Origin of the sequence: Costertonia aggregata (assembly GCF_013402795.1) — a bacterium.
Classification (GTDB): Bacteria; Bacteroidota; Bacteroidia; order Flavobacteriales; family Flavobacteriaceae; genus Costertonia; species Costertonia aggregata.
Genome location: NZ_CP058595.1, coordinates 2935683 through 2952695 on the forward strand (window position 1 = coordinate 2935683; position 17013 = coordinate 2952695).

Genomic DNA, 17013 nt, shown 5'->3' on the forward strand with positions numbered 1-17013 from the left:
CGATTGGTTTATTTATCTGTTTACATATAAGTATCCAGACCTGGATTTACTTTCCCCATTGTTTACGTATTGAACAATGTAGAAGTAAACACCAACAGGCAATTCATCGTTTTGTTGAATTGTAGCCCTACCGTTCGAGATGCCCCTAAAGGCATTGGAGTTATTATCGTATCCTCTGGTTTCAAATACCTTTACACCCCATCTATTATATATTTCCACTGTATTATCGGGAAATAAATCAATATTGGCAATTCTGAATACACCGTCGTCTATGCCGGGAGTGACCAAATCGTTCTCTATTTCAATATCACACGATAAACCTGCTGGAGGTGTCCCATCAATAGAACTACACCCGTCCAAGGGGTCGGTATTGTCCGAAACCTCTTGCCCATCATTGATACCATCCCCGTCCGAATCTGCAATATCCGGATCCGTGCCCAAAGTGTTTTCCTCGTCATTGGTCAACCCATCATTATCACAATCACTTGTTCCCAATGGCGTACCGTTTACGGAATCACAATCATTGTTTGGGTCAGTACCATCTACGGCCTCTTGGCTATCATTGATACCATCCCCGTCCGAGTCCGGATTGTTCGGGTCCGTAGTAATACCCTCTGGGTCTGCTGGTGTACTAGGGTCATCTACGCCGGTCAATTCCTCATCATTGGTCAGACCGTCTTCATCACAGTCGCTTGTTCCCAAGGGTGTTCCACCAACAGAATCACAATCATCGTTGGGGTCCGTACCGTCTAGAACCTCTTGCGAATCAGCTATGCCGTCCCCATCCGAATCGGGACTTTCCCTGAAGTCAACTTCGGGCGTACTCGAGTCGTCGTCATTATCAGTACCATTGGCCCCGGTATCCAAGTCGTTGTTCACATCATTCCCGGACGTATCGTCAAAACCGTCATCAAGACCATCGCCGTCCGCATCGGTTCCCGTAAATGTTCCCTGACCCGCTTCTTCAACATCATCTACAGTATCATTATCGGAATCTGTGTCCAAATAATCCGGCTCATCGGTAGTATCTGTATTTACAGGGCTTAAACCACCTGCGTAGTTGGTATCTACCCCATTTTCGTCAACTGTTCCGGTAGGTGCCACGTAATCTGCCGTAGTCTGTGCTTCCACATTGTCCGGAATACCATCATCATCTGCATCAATGTCCAAAAAGTCAGGCCCATCATTTAAATTGGTATCGCTATTGGGAGGTGTTGTACTAGATGCATCGTCAGATTGTCCGTCAGTATTGGCATCTACGAAACCACCGTCATTTGAATCGATTACACCATCATTATTGGTGTCCAAAATTTCATTGCCCGATTCGGTTACATCCAAAATACCGTCATTGTCGCTATCTAAGTCAAAATGGTTTGGAATACCATCTCCATCAAAGTCAAAATCAGGCTCAACATTACCATTTACGTCCCCAATTGCGGGGTTATTGGGTTCATCATCCAAGTAATTGGGTGCGCCATCACCATCTGTATCTGCACTTGGGTCCACACCGTTGGATTCATCCAAGTCACTTATACCGTCGTTGTCATCGTCTACATCTACGATATCGGGAATACCATCTTCATCGTTATCCAATGGGGATTCCCTAAAATCTACTTCGGGGGTGCTGGGATTATCAATATTATCCGTTCCGTCCGCTCCAGTATCTAAATCATTATTGATATCGTTACCGGGTGTATCGTCAAAACCATCATCCAGTCCGTCTCCGTCGGCATCGGTTCCCGTGAAGGTACCTTGATTGGCCTCATCAACATCTGTAAAGCTGTCGTTATCTGAATCTGTGTCAAGGTAATCAGGGATAGTATCATTATCTGAATCCTCCGGAGTTAGACCGTTTGGATAATTTGTGTCGGCTCCAACATCATTAATCGTACCTGACGGTACTATATAACTATTTGTAGCTTGAGCCTCGACGTTATCGGGAATACCATCATCATCGGCATCTATGTCCAAGTAATCGGGCCCATCATTTGCATTTTCATCAGAGTTTGGAATAGGTAGTGGAGTTCCGCCTAACGGGGTGTTCGCATCGCCGTCTCTATTGTCAAAAGGGTCTATGGCATCAGCCAGTCCATCCGCATCGGAATCATTGGTCGTTCCCGAGCCTAGTTCCCCATTACCGTCCGGGTCTGTGCCGCCTGCTTCAACTACATCAAAAATGCCATCATTATCCGAATCCAAATCCAAGAAATTAGGTCTTCCGTCACCATCAAAATCATCATCAGGGTCAGTTATGCTCAGACCGTTGCCCACATTGGTAGGAATGCCAGTCACGGGGTCTACATCCCCGGGGCCTAGAACCCCTGTTCCGGGTTGTCCATTTCCGTCATCGTCTACTCCTCCAGCTTCGGTAACGTCCGGGATACCGTCATTGTCCGAGTCCAGGTCAAAATAATTTGGAATACCGTCCCCGTCAGAATCTGTAGGGTTGGTTCTGGGATTATTATCATTATCCAGATTCTCATCTTCGTCAACATCTAAAATACCATCATTGTCATCATCGAGGTCTGTAACATCGGGAATACCATCTTGATCTGTGTCCTGAGTTGCACCCTCTCTCCAGTCCCTATCCCCATCAATAGGGTCGGTGTCCGGTTGGTCCGACGGTGTTTGCCCTCCATTGGTCGCATTGGTTGGATTAGTTGTGCCAGAAACAGTATCAAAAATATCGGCCAGACCATCACCATCTGTGTCTGTAAAATTAACAGCATCTATAATACCATCGTTATCAGCATCCAAAACTGCATCTATTGTATCGTCTACATTATTTTCCGATATATCAAAAACACCATCGTTTTCTGAATCTACATCCGCATAATCGGGAGCACTGCCACCATCGGTATTGGTATATCCTATCCCAACGCCACCATTATTGACATCATAGGCGTCATCAATTCCGTCATTATCCGTGTCCGTGCCAGACGGAGCGATATAATCTGTCGTAGATTGCCCTTCGCTATTGTCTATAATACCGTCATTATCAATATCGATATCCAAATAATTGGGAACACCATCACCATCCCTATCTTGGTTGAAGCCAAAACCGCCCAATATATTATCCGGACTGTCCGGATCGTTTGTATCGGCCAAACCGTCGCCATCAGTATCTACTGGGATTCCGGTACCTACAACGCCGTCATTATCACCATCAATAACCTCAAAATTACCTTCAAAAGTATCTGGAAGGCCATCACCATCACTATCCAGATCCAAATAATTTGGAATGGTATCTGCGTCCGAATTCGTAAAAGGAGGCAAAGTGCCACCATCGTTGGGGTCTGTAACATCTGGCCAACCGTTTGTACCAACCGTTGGATTTCCAGTGCCAATTTGCCCATCGTTATCCGGGTCTCCCGGTCCTGAACCAGAAAATGCTTCTTCAGCATCCGTAATGCCATCGTTATCGGAATCTACATCCAAGAAATCGGGAACACTATCGCTATCTGTATTGATTATCGGTAATACTGTACCACCGTTGGGAACATCAACTATGTTGCTTAAACCATTGCTATCCGGATCTGTTATTGGTCCAGTTCCAATTCTGCCGTCGCCATCGGGATCGTTACCACCGGCTTCCAGTACATCTGGAATACCGTCATTGTCCGAATCAAGATCCAAACGATTAACCACACCATCACCATCTTGATCAGGGTCGTTCAATGCCGTTCCGGGACCATCGTCTACTGCTGACGTAGTGTTATTATCCGGGTCTACTTCATCGGCTAGGCCGTCATCATCTGTATCCAACATTGTAGATGGATCACCCGGTGTTGGATAATCCAATTGCCCGTCTCCATCAGTATCTGTTCCCCCAGCTTCAATGATATCCGGAATACCGTCATTATCGGAGTCCAGATCTAATATGTTATCAACACCGTCCCCATCTGAATCGGGAATCGGTAATGGAATGATTTCCGCAGTATCGTCCAAACCATTACCATCGGTATCTGTAAAATTATCAATTATTCCATCCCCATTATCATCGGTTCCCCCTGCTTCTAGCACATCGGTAATACCGTCGTTATCCGAATCCAAATCCAAATAATTAGGTATTCCATCGCCATCGGTATCCTCTTTGGGCAGAACTGTTCCCGGGCCGTCCAAAGGTGTTGGAGTGGTATTGTCATCAGTGTCCACACTATCTGCAAGACCATCTGCATCTGCATCTGCCAAAGTAGTTGGATCGCCAGGTGTGGCATAATTAATTTGTCCATCTCCATCAGTGTCTGTTCCCCCAGCCTCTATAATGTCCGGAATACCGTCGTTATCGGAATCTAAATCCAACCTATCCGGAATCCCATCGCCATCGGTATCCGGATTTTCCAAAGGTGTGCCGGGCGTCGTTGGGCCATTAGGGTCTACGCTATCGTCCAACCCGTCATTGTCCTCATCTGTAAACGTATCAATTCTACCATCTCCGTCCGTGTCAACTCCCCCGGCTTCAGTTATATCGGGGATGCCGTCATTATCGGAATCCAAGTCCAAAACATCGTTGATTCCATCCCCGTCAGAATCTGGGTTGGGAAGGGGGGTATTGGCTACTGTATCGTCCAGACCATCATCATTATCATCGGTAAAACCATCTACCCTTCCATCACCATCATTATCAATTCCGCCAGCTTCGATAATATCAGGTATGCCATCATTGTCAGAATCCAAATCCAATCTGTCCGGAACGCCATCCCCGTCGGTATCTCCCCCAGGTTCTTCTGTGTCGGGAATTCCATCGTTATCATCATCCAAATCCACATCATCGAAAATTCCGTCCCCATCCGAATCCGGAACATCTTGCCTGTAATCAACATCATCGCCGGGCAATTGTGTATCGGGTAGGGTAGTAGGGGCGTCAATTTCATCATTTACATCATCTGGGTCATTGGTCTCTGCCCCCTCAAAACCATCATCCAGACCGTCGTCGTCCTCATCTGTGCCCTGCAGTGTTCCTCTGCCGCCTTCCTCAACGTCTGTAATCGTATCATTGTCCGAATCTTCGTCTATATAGTCCGGGTCATCATCGCCATCTGTATTTTCAGGAACGATACCTATATTAGTCCCATTTTCATAGTTATCGTCAACACCATTAGTATTTGCATCGGTCATACCTGTTCCCGCACCACTTGGTCCAAGGTAAGTATCGGTTGGTTGAGCCTCTACATTATCGGGAATGCCGTCATCGTCCGAATCAATATCAACGATGTCGTTCAAATCATCGCTATCCGAATTTATTGGGTTAAGTCCAGCGCCTGCCGTAGAGGGAATTCCGTTATTGTTCGTTGTATCACCATCGGTATCGTCAGCGAGGCCATCATTATTATCATCGGTTCCGCCGGCTTCGATAACATCTGCAATACCGTCGTTATCGCTATCCAAATCCCGTGAATTGGCAATACCGTCCCCGTCAAAGTCACAATCCAACGTTGCCAATACTACATTGTCGATACCAACATCGTTCCCATTGTTTCCCAACGGCTGAAAGTTGTTTATGAGTATGTCAACAGTACTGGTCGTAGCAGTAAAATCCACAATGAGCCTTTGCCAGTTATCATCATTTTGAATTCCCAGTGTTGTTGAGGTCTGCGAAGCTAGCTCGTTCCCGTTGGCATCCAATACAACCAATCTGAAGTCCGGAACTTGGGAACAACCGTTGCAGAGCCCGGCCAGATCGATCCTAAACCGGTAATCCCTACCTATTTCAACAGGCTGATCATCTTGCCTGTAAAACGGAAGATCCACAAAATTGGGCGAGTTGATATTGATGGCCAGGTATCTACCATTTGTATCGCCATCAGCATCACCGTCAGCAACCGTTGAATTGGCTTCGGTTCTTATAAAAAACTGGGTCTGGGCAGAAGAAGTGGTCACTGCATAAAAACCATCTTGTGGATTTGTAGCATCGAATACGTGCGGATTGCCATTTGTCCCCAATGCGGCTTCGACCAAGGTGTTTCTGATGATATCTGGCCCAACACCAAAGTCTTCAAAAAATACTTGGTTGGTTTCAATTTTGCTGGCGATAGCGCAATTGTTGTCTTCCAATACGTCGGGAATACCATCGTTATCATCGTCCAAATCGGTCACATCATCAATACCATCATTATCGCTATCTGTACCGATGGACAACTCCAACATGCCCCTATTTGAACTTACGCCCAAGTCATCTTTGACCGTAAAAACAATATCGGCTTTTCCCAAATAGTTGGGTTCCGATGTAAAGGAGACATTACCGGTAGCATCTACCGTATATGTGCCAATGCCCGGTAATATCAAAGGGTTTCCTACACTGCCCTGATTGTATACATTGTTCGGGTCTATCAGCACCACAGTGTCCACTACCAAATTACCATCCGCATCACTAGAACCGTTCAATACGTTGGTGGCGAAAGTCGCTCCTTGCGAAATGAAGTTTCCCGTATTATCCAAAACCACTGGTGGTACGTTTAAAACGGTGGTATCTTCCAAATCAAAAGTTACCTCACCTAGAAAACTAATTGAATTTTGCCGGTCGTTACTATCAACAGAACTACCGTTTCTAAAATTGAGGATGCTGATATTTTCGTAATTGATACGTACCACATATTGTGTGTTGGCCTCGCTTATTCCCGCGGCAAAATCCGCATCACTTTGAAAACGAGTGTATGCGCCATTTGCTGATGGCACAAGGTCGGTAGGTGTGGCAGATGAAGTATCTTCCAAGGTGTAAGAGTTGGTAACGATAGCCTCAAAATATTCAAAGCCATCAACATCTATGGCTTCCATGGTAAAGGATTCCAAGTATGCCGTTATTCCAGTATCGGTGGCATTGGTGACCGATCCGTCCAATACAAATTGAACTTCCCATTCCACATAACCGTCCGGAGCCGAGGTATTCGTCAACGGTTCAAATCTATCGTCTACACCAAGCACTGTATCCACGCCTTCTACGGAGGAATCCGATATGTCTACAATGGTAACTATTGCATCTACTATATAACCATCAGTAGATGATGCTATATTTTGATAGATGTATTTTGCACCTATAGTCTCTGTGGGTGGACTTCCTGGAAGTAAAGCAGGGCCATCGGCCTGACTAAATGTGGGAAATACTTGTGCTTGTATTGAATTCAGGAAAAACAAGACTACTCCCAAAATAATGTAAAACTGATTTTGGGGTATGAAGCGAGTAGAATTTTTCATACGCAAGGGGAATTTAAGATTAGTGTTCTCAATAATTTACGACAAAACGAAAGAAAAAGACTATGAAATGCTAAAAAAATTAACATTTAAGGAGCAATCAAATAAAAATATTAACAGATTACTAATTTTAGTTTGAATTTACCGGTATAGCTTCCTTGGAAATCTTTGACTTGTGCTCTGTATTATTTGGTGGTAGTATGCAAACCGATTTCTTTTCCCTTTTTAAGCATAAACTCCTTTGCCGCATTGTACTCGTTGGGAATCTCACCTTCTAATATGGCTTCTTTGATGGCATCTTTGATAATTCCGATTTCCCTAGAAGGTTTAAGGTCGAAAGTCTGCATGATTTCCTCCCCACTTACCGGGGGCTGAAAATTACGCACATGGTCACGCTCTTCTACTTCTTCGATTTTCAAGCGGACCAGTTTAAAGTTGTTCTTGTACTTTTTTTGTTTTTTAGGATTTTTGGTCGTGATATCCGCTTCGCATAGGGTCATTAGGTCGTCAACGTGTTCCCCGGCATCAAAAATGAGCCTACGTACTGCGGAATCGGTAACAAAATCCTCTGATAGTATTTGTGGTCGTGAACTCATCAATACCAGTTTTTGAACGTACTTCATTTTGTCGTTCAAAGGCATTCGGAGGCGTTTGAATAACTTATATACCATCTTTGAACCTACAAATTCGTGCCCATGAAACGTCCACCCTATTTTTTTATGGAATTTTTTCGTGGGAGCTTTTCCTATATCGTGCAATAAAGCGGCCCATCGCAACCAAATGTTATCGGTATTTTCAGAGATGTTATCAACAACCTCCAAAGTGTGCCAAAAATTATCCTTATGTTTTTGGCCCTCGATTTCTTCAATACCTTTTAGTGCGGTGAGCTCTGGTAATATTATCTCTAAAAGACCGGTTTTATTCAATAGGGCAAAACCCTTTGATGGTGTGCGGCTTGCCATTATTTTGTGAAGCTCGTCTACAATTCTTTCCCTGGATATTATTTTGATACGATCTTTGTTCTCGATTATGGCTTGCAATGATTTTAACTGAATCGTAAAATCAAGCTGTGTAGCAAAACGGATGGCACGCATCATTCGCAAAGGGTCATCGGAATAAGTAGTCGCAGGTTCTAGCGGTGTACGCAATATTTTTTTGTTCAGATCTGCAATACCATCAAACGGGTCCAGTAGTCTTCCAAAATCATCTTCTTGTAAAGATAGCGCCAATGCATTTATGGTAAAATCCCTTCTTTTTTGATCATCTTGCAATGTGCCGTCTTCGACAAGAGGTTTTCGGCTGTCCCTATTATAACTTTCCTTGCGTGCGCCGACGAACTCAAGCTCTATGTCACCGTACTTTATCATGGCAGTACCAAAGTTCTTAAAGATTGAAACTTGAGGTTTACCATCTAATCTTGAAGCTACTTTTTGGGCCAATTCAATACCGCTACCTATGGCAACTACGTCAATATCCTTTGGGGTGCCCCTTTTTAAAAAATAATCTCGAACGAAACCACCAATGACATAACAATCTATTGATAGCTCATTGGCCGATTCAGTTATGATTGAAAAGATAGGGTTTGATAAAGCTTTACTGTGGCTTTGTTGCATGGTATCATTTTCGAACAACCTTTACGGTATTATCATTACCTAGTTTAATGATTGTAGAAGGTTTTTCGGTTTTATTGTCTTGGTACAAATTTACCACATAGTCCACACCTGATAAAATGGCCTCGTTTATTTCTTTAAAACTTTTTGGAATTGCTTTGCCCGATATATTGGCCGAAGCAGCGACAATTGGTTTTTTGAACTTGTTTATAAGGTATTGACAAAATTTATCGGATGCTACTCGTATGGCTATTGTACCATCGAAGGCTATGAGATTTTTTGATACACCTCTTGGTCTGTCATATAGTATCGTTGTTGGTGTTGTGGACAAGTCCATAATATCGTATGCCAGATCCGGTACGGTCTCTACATGTTTTTCTAGCATGGCATCATTGGCTACCAGACAAACAAGTGCTTTATCGTTATTGTTTTGTATTAGTTGATATATTTTATCGACTGCTTTTTCATTTGTTGCATCACACCCAATGCCCCAAACAGTATCGGTCGGGTACAGAATAAGACCACCTTCGTTTAAGGTGTGGATACAGTTATTTATTTCTTTGGTCATTATGGTTTTGGGATACGGGTAAATATCAAAATAATTTTTTAGTCTCAGTATTTAATATCTTTGAACAAAATCAGACTTTGCATTTCAAATCTAAATCAAATCTTCCAAAAAAGATTTACGTCCTTCATAAAACCGGAGCACCAACCCATTATTTGGCTCTTGCATATCTGTGCAGGGAAAATAATATTGAGCTGGTCTTTAGGGAGTTTACTTTTTTTAGCAAAATCTTAAAGTATTGTATAACGCTCAAATACAATCTTTTAAAGAGGCAATTAAAAAACCTTTTCTTTTTTTTTGATTTGTCTTTTTCAAAAAACAAATATGTTGTTTTGGGTATAGCTCCTTATGATTATAAACTATTTTTTTTGAGACGGTTTTTAAGGCGCCATTATGTTTTTTATCATACTTCATGGCCCGTTTGGGACGGGTCCTTTTATCCCAAAAAAAAATTTGATGGTAAATGGCTAAAAAATCTGTGGTATAATTTTCTTAAAAATGATGTGGCACATATTTTTAGTGTAACCCAATTTGCCAAAAGCGAACTAATGGTGAATTATACTATTCGCAAGGATAAAATTTCTGTTGTTTATCATTCGTATGAAACGGCAGGAAGCGGTTTACGTAAAAATACTACATCTGCCAATCCTTGCTTTGTATATGTAGGTAGGTTGATAGAAAAAAAGGGTCTCTTGGAATTATTGGATTTTTTCAAGGAAAATCCAAACCATTTTTTTACCGTAGTAGGTGATGGTCATTTAAAACAAAAAGTTGAAGAGTATGCATATATGCATGATAATATCAAATACATGGGTTATGTAAACGATAAGGAAAAATTAATGGAAATTTATAAAGCGAATGATTATTTTCTCTTGAATTCCAAACGGGTTGAGAAATGGGAAGAGCTTTTTGGCATGGTCTTGATCGAAGCGATGTCTTGTGGCGTAGTTCCCATTGCAACAAATCATGTGGGCCCCAAAGAAATAGTTGACCATGCCGTAAACGGTTATATTACAACCGAAGAGGGTTTCGTGCCTTTTTTGGAGAGTATCAAAAACCAAATTCCTTCGGCCGAATTAGCCGCTAGCGCCAAGGAAAAAGGAAAGCGCTTTCTTGCTAGCGAAATAAAAGAAAATTGGCGAGCTATACTGGTGAGGTAAGAACTTGTTTCTGCTTTAAGGATTTGTGCAATGGAAACCCACCAACAGCTTTCAAGAAAATTGGAAAATATTTAGGTTTTGCAAACGATTTGATAAAATACCGAAGCGAAAAAAAGAAATGGAATATTTTAAAATAGAGCCACGTATGATGTTTTCGCATCACATAAAATAGAGAGGTGTTATATTCTATAAGTTTAGTCGTAGCGGCCAGTGATTCCCCTATGCTTTTATCCTTATAATGCACATATGTGATGTTAGGTAAATAATAGGTGCATTTGCCCATTTTCGATAATCTTTGACAAATATCACTTTCCTCGTAATATAAAAAGAGATTAGTGTCAAAACCACCGACCATGTCAAAAAAAGAAGACCTGAAAAACATAAAAGAACCATTTACGTAATCAACCTTTATAGGGTTGGTATATTTTTTTCTTAACCTGGGCGTAGAAGGGCCCTTCAAGAATTCAGCTGCTTTTTTTCCTATGATTTCTTTAGTGAATGAGGTAAAATGATTAAATCCATGCCATTGGTTACCATCTTGGTCAACAGATCTAGGTCCGCAACAAGCTACGTTCGTGTGCTCTTGCATAAACATATAACAATATGATAAAACGTCTTCCTTAAAAATACAGTCATTATTTAAAATCAGATAATAATCTGCGTTTGCTTGCTGGACACCATACATATTACCCGCTCCAAAACCTATATTGATACGGCTCCTCATGAGTTTGATCTTATTGTTGTTCAATGTTTTTATATGTTCTTCAATATTCCTGTAATCCTGAATCTCAGATGCATTGTCGACTACAATGATTTCGAACTCTAAAGTATTGGTACATACTTGAATTATACTGTCGATACAATTTTTTGTGTATTCTGACGAATTATAATTTATGGTTATAATACTTATATTTTTTTTTGACAGACTCATAAAGATCAAAGTTATATTTGTAAAGCGATGTAGTTTATAGACTGTTAAGCTTCAATAAAGCTGATATATTTTTTTTGCTGCTCTTCAAAAGTCCATTTCCTGTCATGGTAAGCAGTCTTTCCTGTGCGGTTTTCATTGTTGTTGATTGCTTCCAAGACTTTTGATAATCCATCTTTGCCATTGTATAGGATTGCATTGTTTTTAATATCATCAAAATGTTCAAGACCTTTAGGACATATAAGGGTTTTTTTATAGGCAAAGGCAAGATTATAAGCTCCCATTATTTTATCATATTGATATTTGGTATCTACCTCTTTTATAGGAATCAATATGTAATCGCTGCTTTTTATATACCCATGAAATTCCGGATTTTCAATATAGCGATCAAAGAGTATAAAATGTTCGGTCAAACCAAAACTATCTATATTTTGTTGTAGTTCATTATGTTGTGTGTTGTCACTACTCAATTTTCCCAATAAAATGATTTTTAGATTATCTGCCCTAGACAATTCTTTGAGAATATCTACAATAAAATTATAGTCCCTTCTTGAGAATTCAATTTTACCTGGAATAGTGACCCAAGTCTCATTTTTTTTGTATTCATGTAACATTTCATAATCATAAAAAAAAATAGGATAAAAACTTGAGTAGCATAATTTTGGATTTGATTCTCTGGCTTTTTCCAGTAAAAAATCATTTAGTACAAAATACTTTTTAATATTCTTGCAAATAATTTTTTGCGATAAACTGGTGTTTAGTTTTTTTATATTATGAAGTATCCCGAACAATCTTTTTTTGCGTAATAAATAGCTCAAGACAATAACCTCTTTTTTTGAACTTGCTGTATTGAAGACTATAATCTCGCTATTGGTTTTCAGTATAAAAAAATAAAGCTTTAAGACTCTGTAAATACGGTATATAAAAAATACTTTTGAGTCGTTTTTTGAAGTGTAAACAGTATCTATTTCACTTTTGTAGGGTTGAATGCTTTGCTCTAAAGCCGGATGAATTGCCAAACCTACCCAGTATCCTGCGTTTTTTAGAAAAGTAATTTGAGAATATAGGCACTCTTCGTGATAAGTATTAAGTTCAATGAGTAAAGCCTTTTTTTTCAAAAGTAATTTTAGATTTTGAAAGCTGCGCCAATTTAATTGGCCAATATTTGTCAAAGATAAACCATTAACTTTTATATTTTTGCTCTCGACGAAACATGACCATACAATGGAAAAGCCAAAAATTTCTGTAATCGTAAGCACTTACAATTCTGAGGAATGGTTAGAGAAAGTTTTATGGGGTTTTAATCAACAGACATTCAAAAATTTTGAGGTGGTCATTGCAGACGATGGTTCGGGTGAAGCCACAAAGAACCTAATTTTAGAGATGTCAAAAAAAGTAGATTATCATATCATTCACGTATGGCAAGAAGACGAGGGCTTTCAAAAATCAAAAATTTTAAATAAATCTGTACTAGCCTGCCGCTCTGAATATATAATTATGACAGATGGAGATTGTATTCCTAGGAAAGATTTTGTTCATGTACACTACTTAAACAAGGCAAAAGGGTATTTCATTTCAGGCGGATATTATATGTTGCCTATGAATATCTCTAAATTGATTACATTGGAAGACATTGAAAAACAGCGATGTTTCAATTTAAACTGGTTAAAAGAAAAAGGCATACCCAAAACATTTAAAAACAATAAGTTGACCGCAAGAGGTATTATTTCTAAATTATTGAATTGGATTACGCCAACAAATGCCAGTTGGAACGGACATAATTCTTCTGGTTGGAAAAAAGACATATTGAATGTTAATGGTTTCGACGAACGTATGCAGTACGGGGGTCAGGATAGGGAACTTGGCGAGCGTTTGTTTAATTTCGGGATTAAATCCAAACAATTAAGGTATAGTGCCGTATGCGTTCACCTTGATCATAAAAGAGGATACAAGACTCCTGAATCAATTGCAAAAAATCAGCAGATTAGAAAGGAAACCAAGCAGGAAAAAAGAGTCTGGACCTATTATGGCATTACCAAATAATAGGGTAATTTATTTTTTTGCTCTAGCTTTTTAAGCTTTTTAAAACGTTCCAAAACACCCAAAGCGTTTAGATAGCATACTATAAGTCCCTTTCTGCCATCTAAGAATCCAAGTCTTAATATAAAATGGTTAAAGAATTTCCAACTTGTTTTTATGACAAGTAAAAGGTAGCTAAAGCGTTTTTCGGTGTAATAGGATTCTACCGCTTTTAACCTCCCGTATTTGAGCATTTTCCCTTTATAATCCTCGTAATTTTTATAGCAATAATGTATTAGTTTCTCATTTAGGATACCTGATTTGCCATTAATATCCAAAGTTTCGTGAACAATTTTGCTATCGCAGAACTTAGCTTTACTTTTTCTGAACAACCTATAGTTTTTATCAGTTTGCCAACCACTAAATCTCAATTTCTTGTTCTGGAACATAAACTGGCGATAAAACCAATAAGCAACTACATCATCATCTTTTTTTACCGCACCCAATATTTCGTTTCGTAATGCATCGGGCACTATTTCATCAGCATCCAAAAAAAGCACCCAGTCATGGGAAGCTTGTTTTAAAGTGAAGGATTTTTGTTCGGTAAAATTTTCAAAAGGATTTTGAATGACCCTTACCTTATCTTGATTCAAAAGATATTCGTAAGTACCATCCGTACTATAAGAGTCAACTACCAAAATTTCATCGGCAAAAGAAACAGATTCAATACATTTTTCTATGTAGCCGATTTCATTGAACGTAATTATCAGTGCAGATATTTTATTTTTTTTGTTGTTCATGAGATATTAATAACGCAACAATGTTCTTAATATTTTTGTAAAAGTATAACAAAAAAAAAGCGATAAAATTGTATTGTGAAGTTAAATTCTTACATGCTTTTATTTTTTCAGAGTATGCACTAAAATTAAATTACAATAAAAGTTGTTTCAAATAAAGAGTTAATATTTTGAGAATAATAAAATGTAAAAATCTTCAATACACTAAAAGTGGTTGAATTAGCACCTGTATCGTCATCACACCGCCACATCATACTCGCGCAAGGCGTCGTTCAATGATGTTTTTTTATTGGTGCTTTCTTTTCTGGTACCTATGATTAGGGCACAGGGCACTTGATACTCACCCGCAGGGAATGATTTTGTATAACTGCCCGGTATAACTACGGATCGTGCCGGTACCAAACCTTTGCGCTCTACAGGCGTATCTCCCGTAACATCTATGATTTTGGTAGATGCCGTGAGCACAACATTTGCCCCTAACACAGCCTCTTTTTCTACCCTAACCCCCTCTACAACAATACAACGGGAGCCGATAAAAGCATTGTCCTCTATAATGACCGGTGCGGCCTGTAAGGGTTCCAAAACCCCACCAATACCAACGCCACCGCTTAAGTGCACATTTTTGCCTATTTGGGCACAGCTACCCACAGTGGCCCACGTATCTACCATGGTACCTTCATCTACATAAGCGCCAATATTCACATAGCTTGGCATTAATATGGTACCGGCAGATATGTAGGCACCATGTCTGGCAACAGCATTGGGTACGATTCGGATTCCCTTTTCCTTATATCCTTTTTTTAATGGCATTTTGTCATGGTATTCAAAGATACCGGCTTCCAAGGTTTCCATCTTTTGGATCGGAAAGTAAAGCACAACCGCTTTTTTTACCCATTCGTTTATCTGCCAGCCATTTTCAACAGGTTCGGCACAGCGTAGTTCGCCATTGTCTATCAAATCTATCACTTTACGTATGGTATCTTGAGTCTTGGTGTCTTTTAGGAGCTCTCTATTGTCCCAAGCGCTTTCTATGGTTTGTCGTATTTCGGTCATTTTAGTATTGAATTTTGACAAATATAGGGCTGGCCGATGAATTCACACTCCTATTTTATAGTTATAACAATATATGGTTTATTTTTGCCAAAAATTGTGATTTGGGTAGAATTATTGCGTTGGATTATGGAATGAAAAGAACGGGAATCGCCGTTACTGATGAACTTCAAATTATCGCATCGGGCCTTACGACAGTCGATACCAGAACCTTGTTGGATTATTTGAAGGAATATTTTTCAAAAAATGAGGTAGATACCATCGTCGTTGGGGAACCCAAACAGATGGACAACACCCCATCAGAATCAGAGGCTCTCATTACGCCTTTTTTAGAAAAAATGGCCAACGTTTTTCCACATATACCGGTAGAACGTGAAGATGAGCGTTTTACATCAAAAATGGCCTTTCAAACCATGATAGATAGTGGCTTGGGAAAACAAAAAAGAAGAAATAAAGGGTTGGTAGACGAGATAAGCGCAACGCTCATTCTCCAATCGTATTTAAACAGAAAATAACATATGATATTGCCCATTGTAGCCTACGGTGACCCTGTTTTGCGAAAAGCGGGAAAAAATATTGACAAAGATTATCCGGAGTTGACCACGTTGATTTCCAACATGTGGGAGACCATGTACAATGCCAATGGTGTAGGACTGGCAGCACCTCAAATAGGTCTGCCTATTCGTCTGTTTTTGGTAGATACCACTCCGTTTTCCGAAGATGAGGACCTCAATGAAGAAGAACAAAAGGCGTTGAACGGCTTCAAAAAAGTTTTTATCAATGCTAAAATAACCGACGAAACCGGCAAGGAATGGCCTTTTAATGAAGGTTGTTTGAGCATACCCGACGTGCGTGAGGACGTAGTAAGAAAGGAAACCGTACACATTACCTACCAAGACGAGAATTTCAAAGAGCATTTAGAAACCTATGAAGGGTTGTTGGCCCGAGTGATACAGCATGAGTATGACCATATTGAAGGTGTTTTGTTTACCGATAAGCTTTCATCTTTGAAAAAACGATTATTAAAAGGTAGGCTGGCTAACATATCAAAGGGGAAAATAAGGGTAGATTACAGAATGAAGTTCCCCAATATTAAAAAAGGACGTTAAAACCGTTCCGTTATCATATGAAAAGCACCATATTTGCCGATAAATTTTTTTAAAAGTATGAGTTTAGATAAAATTTTGTCCATTTCCGGTAAGCCCGGCCTCTATAAATTATTGACGCAAACCCGAACCGGTTTTGTGGCAGAATCCCTTTTAGACGGCAAAAGAATTACCGTTGGCATGCGTAGCAACGTTAGTGTGCTTTCTGAAATCGCAATTTACACCTTGGACGAGGAGCTGCCTTTAAGAGAAGTACTGCAAAAGATAAAGGACAGGGAAAACGGGGGCAAAACATCGGTAGGCCACAAAGAGGACAAAATCAAACTTGAGGAGTATTTTTTTGAGGTGCTGCCCAATTACGACGAGGACAGGGTTTACCCCAGTGACATAAAAAAAATCATTCAATGGTATAACTTATTGATCGAACACGGTATCAACGATTTTTCCAAAACCGATGATGAAGATCAAAATGCATCTGACGAAGAGGAATAAAGAACATCGTATTCCAATTAAGATATGGCCTTCGGTTTCGAAGGCTTTTTTGTGTTTTTACTCCAGATATTATTGGCTATATTTAACTCCAGCTGATT

The 17013-nt window shown here is 40.0% G+C and carries 12 protein-coding genes; 5 read left to right on the forward strand and 7 right to left on the reverse strand.

The features are described 5' to 3' along the window. Positions 1-12: 12 nt before the first annotated feature. The 3 genes from HYG79_RS13515 to HYG79_RS13525 form a co-directional block, all read right to left on the reverse strand. Positions 13-7191 (reverse strand): T9SS type B sorting domain-containing protein, encoded by a 7179-nt coding sequence (locus HYG79_RS13515; RefSeq protein ID WP_179242602.1) that lies wholly within the window; start codon positions 7189-7191, stop codon positions 13-15. A 182-nt stretch (positions 7192-7373) separates the two neighbouring features. Next, entirely contained in the window at positions 7374-8801 is a 1428-nt protein-coding gene (locus tag HYG79_RS13520) for a CCA tRNA nucleotidyltransferase (RefSeq protein WP_179242603.1), read from the reverse strand. Between the two features lie 4 nt (positions 8802-8805). Beyond that, positions 8806-9366, reverse strand: coding sequence for an L-threonylcarbamoyladenylate synthase (locus tag HYG79_RS13525; protein WP_179242604.1), 561 nt, complete (start codon positions 9364-9366; stop codon positions 8806-8808). Between the two features lie 365 nt (positions 9367-9731). Here HYG79_RS13525 and HYG79_RS13530 point away from each other — a divergent pair, with 365 nt between their 5' ends. Continuing rightward, positions 9732-10523, forward strand: coding sequence for a glycosyltransferase family 4 protein (locus HYG79_RS13530; RefSeq protein WP_179242605.1), 792 nt, complete (start codon positions 9732-9734; stop codon positions 10521-10523). Here the strand turns inward: HYG79_RS13530 and HYG79_RS13535 are convergent. Next, a complete protein-coding gene (locus HYG79_RS13535; RefSeq protein WP_179242606.1) occupies positions 10507-11454 on the reverse strand; it encodes a glycosyltransferase family 2 protein in 948 nt (315 codons plus the stop codon). The two genes, HYG79_RS13530 and HYG79_RS13535, sit on opposite strands and share 17 nt — an antisense overlap. Before the next feature lie 44 nt (positions 11455-11498). Beyond that, positions 11499-12569 (reverse strand): hypothetical protein, encoded by a 1071-nt coding sequence (locus tag HYG79_RS13540; protein ID WP_179242607.1) that lies wholly within the window; start codon positions 12567-12569, stop codon positions 11499-11501. 106 nt (positions 12570-12675) lie between these two features. Here HYG79_RS13540 and HYG79_RS13545 point away from each other — a divergent pair, with 106 nt between their 5' ends. Next, entirely contained in the window at positions 12676-13494 is an 819-nt protein-coding gene (locus HYG79_RS13545; RefSeq protein WP_179242608.1) for a glycosyltransferase family 2 protein, read from the forward strand. Here the strand turns inward: HYG79_RS13545 and HYG79_RS13550 are convergent. Continuing rightward, positions 13476-14270 (reverse strand): glycosyltransferase family 2 protein, encoded by a 795-nt coding sequence (locus HYG79_RS13550; RefSeq protein WP_179242609.1) that lies wholly within the window; start codon positions 14268-14270, stop codon positions 13476-13478. The genes HYG79_RS13545 and HYG79_RS13550 overlap by 19 nt on opposite strands. Before the next feature lie 234 nt (positions 14271-14504). Beyond that, positions 14505-15320 (reverse strand): 2,3,4,5-tetrahydropyridine-2,6-dicarboxylate N-succinyltransferase, encoded by an 816-nt coding sequence (locus tag HYG79_RS13555; RefSeq protein WP_179242610.1) that lies wholly within the window; start codon positions 15318-15320, stop codon positions 14505-14507. Between the two features lie 101 nt (positions 15321-15421). On the opposite strand from HYG79_RS13555, the gene ruvX reads away from it, so the two are divergent. From ruvX to HYG79_RS13570, 3 genes are read left to right on the forward strand one after another with little or no spacing between them, the layout of a single operon-like run. Next, complete coding sequence (gene ruvX / locus HYG79_RS13560) at positions 15422-15832, forward strand: Holliday junction resolvase RuvX (protein WP_179242611.1); 411 nt, start codon at positions 15422-15424, stop codon at positions 15830-15832. A 3-nt stretch (positions 15833-15835) separates the two neighbouring features. Beyond that, positions 15836-16426, forward strand: coding sequence for a peptide deformylase (gene def, locus HYG79_RS13565; RefSeq protein ID WP_179242612.1), 591 nt, complete (start codon positions 15836-15838; stop codon positions 16424-16426). Between the two features lie 57 nt (positions 16427-16483). After that, the gene (locus HYG79_RS13570; protein ID WP_179242613.1) at positions 16484-16915 is read left to right on the forward strand and encodes a DUF5606 family protein; all 432 of its coding nucleotides are present in this window, start codon (positions 16484-16486) and stop codon (positions 16913-16915) included. The last annotated feature ends 98 nt before the right edge of the window (positions 16916-17013 follow it).

Coding starts and splice junctions, on each gene's coding strand:
- HYG79_RS13550 (WP_179242609.1), bottom strand. CDS start 14,270: ATGAACAACAAAAAAAATAAAATATCTGCACTGATAATTACGTTCAAT.
- HYG79_RS13520 (WP_179242603.1), bottom strand. CDS start 8,801: ATGCAACAAAGCCACAGTAAAGCTTTATCAAACCCTATCTTTTCAATC.
- HYG79_RS13515 (WP_179242602.1), bottom strand. CDS start 7,191: ATGAAAAATTCTACTCGCTTCATACCCCAAAATCAGTTTTACATTATT.
- def (WP_179242612.1), top strand. CDS start 15,836: ATGATATTGCCCATTGTAGCCTACGGTGACCCTGTTTTGCGAAAAGCG.
- HYG79_RS13525 (WP_179242604.1), bottom strand. CDS start 9,366: ATGACCAAAGAAATAAATAACTGTATCCACACCTTAAACGAAGGTGGT.
- HYG79_RS13555 (WP_179242610.1), bottom strand. CDS start 15,320: ATGACCGAAATACGACAAACCATAGAAAGCGCTTGGGACAATAGAGAG.
- HYG79_RS13545 (WP_179242608.1), top strand. CDS start 12,676: ATGGAAAAGCCAAAAATTTCTGTAATCGTAAGCACTTACAATTCTGAG.
- HYG79_RS13570 (WP_179242613.1), top strand. CDS start 16,484: ATGAGTTTAGATAAAATTTTGTCCATTTCCGGTAAGCCCGGCCTCTAT.
- HYG79_RS13535 (WP_179242606.1), bottom strand. CDS start 11,454: ATGAGTCTGTCAAAAAAAAATATAAGTATTATAACCATAAATTATAAT.